This is a genomic window from Gryllotalpicola sp. CP2-P1 (genome assembly GCF_057512245.1).
In genome coordinates this window covers 1-2,069 of record NZ_JBLRDT010000314.1, presented here as the reverse complement: position 1 = coordinate 2,069, position 2,069 = coordinate 1, and the positions used below count along the sequence as shown (strand labels likewise).

Genomic DNA, 2,069 nt, shown 5'->3' with positions numbered 1-2,069 from the left:
GAGCGGATGCCTCGGCCGATCGGGCCCCTGCAGAAGAGGGTCTCCATTCGGCTTCGCCGAGTCGACCCGCGGAGACGGCGCCGAGTCGAGCCGCGGGGGCCGCGCCGAGTCGACCCGCGGAGGAGACGATCATGCCGGGCGAGGTGGACGAAGAGACCATCGTGTCGCCGCTGCCGGCACTGGCACCCGCCGAACCCGCCACCGCCGCCGCGGCGCACCCATCGCAGACCGTGCCCGAAGAGTCGATCCCGTTCCCCGAGGGGACGACGGGGTACGACCACCTCTTCGGCGTGACCCAGCTGAAGAGCGTCGAGGCCGCGGCGGTGCGGCCGCAGGAGGACGACGAGGAGCCCTCGGCGCAGGCATCCGCCGCCTCTGCCACGGTGTCTGCCCCCGCAACGGCTCCCACGCCCGTCGGCGCCGACGGCGAGGTCGACACGGTCGGCGACCACGACGGCTTGACGATGATGTCGGGCGACATCGCCGAGCTGCGCAAGCGCGCGCTCGCCGCCGAGGGCGGCGACCCGGCCGGCTCCCCGGCGGCCGCCGAGCGGGCGGAGCGAGGGCGCGGGAGCTCCCAGTTCGCCCTCAGCCTGCCCGACGGCCGCAGCGAGCCGCTCGACCGCCCCGTCATCATCGGGCGCAGCCCCAGCGCGAACAAGGTCAGCGGCAGCGAGCTGCCGCGGCTCGTGACCGTCGGCGGCAACGACCCCGACATCTCGCGCAGCCACGTGCGCTTCACCGTCGAGGGCGACACCGTCGTCATCACCGACCTGCACTCGCGCAACGGCACGCTGATCTCCCTTCCGGGCCGAGCCCCGCAGAAGCTGCGCGAAGGCGAGCCGACGAGCGCGCTGGCGGGAACCGTCGTCGACCTCGGCGGCGGCGTGCGCATCACCGTCACCGAGACGAGCCAGGCGGCGGGCAGCTGATGCGCCGCGCGGTCTCCACGCCGCCGGCGCTGCCGGGGTTCGAGTACGTCAAGCTGCTCGGGTCGGGGGGCTTCGCCGACGTCTTCCTCTACAAGCAGAACCTGCCCCGACGCGACGTCGCAGTGAAGGTGCTGCTCGCCGACGGCCTCGAGGGCGAGGCGCGCAAGCGCTTCGTCGCCGAGGCGAACGTGATGGCGCAGCTGTCGACCCACCCCTACATCGTCACGATCTACCACGCCGATCTCGCCGACGGCGCCCGGCCCTACTTCGTCATGGAGTACTGCCCGGGCCAGAGCCTCGCCGAGCGCTACAAGGTGAGGCCGCTCGACGTGGCGGATGCCCTGCGCACCGGCATCCGCGTCGGAAGCGCCGTGGCCGCCGCGCACGCGCAGGGCATCCTGCACCGCGACATCAAGCCGGCCAACGTGCTGACGAACGGCTTCGGCTGGCCGGCGCTCACCGACTTCGGGATCGCCTCGACGCTCGAGGGCGACGTGCCGACGCACACCACCTCGCTGCCGGGCGGCGAGGGCACGGCCTCGGTCGGGCTCTCGGTGCCGTGGTCGCCGCCCGAGATGTTCCAGGACGACCCCGACCCCGATGTGCGCAGCGATGTCTTCTCGCTCGCCGCCACGATCCACACCGTGCTCGCCGGGCGCACCCCGTTCGAGCTGCCCGGGAAGAGCAACGGCACGCTCGACATCATCGGGCGCATCGAGCGCGGAGCGATCACGCCCATCGGGCGTGCCGACGTGCCCGCCTCGCTCGTCGCGGTGCTCAACAAGGCGATGTCGCCTCGGCGCGTCGATCGCTACACGAGCGCCGTCGACTTCGTGCGCGCGCTGCAGCGCATCGAGCTCGAGCTCGGATATTCCCCGACGGGCATAGATCTGCCGAGCTTCGGCGTCGAGGCGCTGGGCCGGCCTGAGAACGACGGCGGTGACGAGACCCGCTTCCGACCGATCGCCACGGTCGAGGCGCAGGCCGCGAAGGCGGCTCCTGGCCCGATCTCGGCGCCGCCCGGCGCGGCGCAGGCGGCCGCGCCTGCCGTGGAAGAGCAGGCGACGCGGGTACGCGGCATCACCCCGCTCGCACCGACCGCCGGGGCATCCGCGTCGGCCGCAGCGGCAGCGGCGC

At 73.4% G+C, this 2,069-nt stretch carries 2 protein-coding genes; both read left to right on the top strand.

Annotated elements, in window-relative coordinates; genetic code table 11:
* The first annotated feature begins 131 nt into the window (after nt 1-131).
* Nucleotides 132-932, top strand: a complete 801-nt coding sequence (locus ACM2XV_RS14665) for an FHA domain-containing protein (RefSeq protein ID WP_487027466.1) — start codon at nt 132-134, stop codon at nt 930-932.
* A partial coding sequence (locus ACM2XV_RS14660; RefSeq protein WP_487027465.1) for a serine/threonine-protein kinase occupies nt 932-2,069 on the top strand: 1,138 nt, incomplete at its 3' end. The genes ACM2XV_RS14665 and ACM2XV_RS14660, both read left to right, overlap by 1 nt.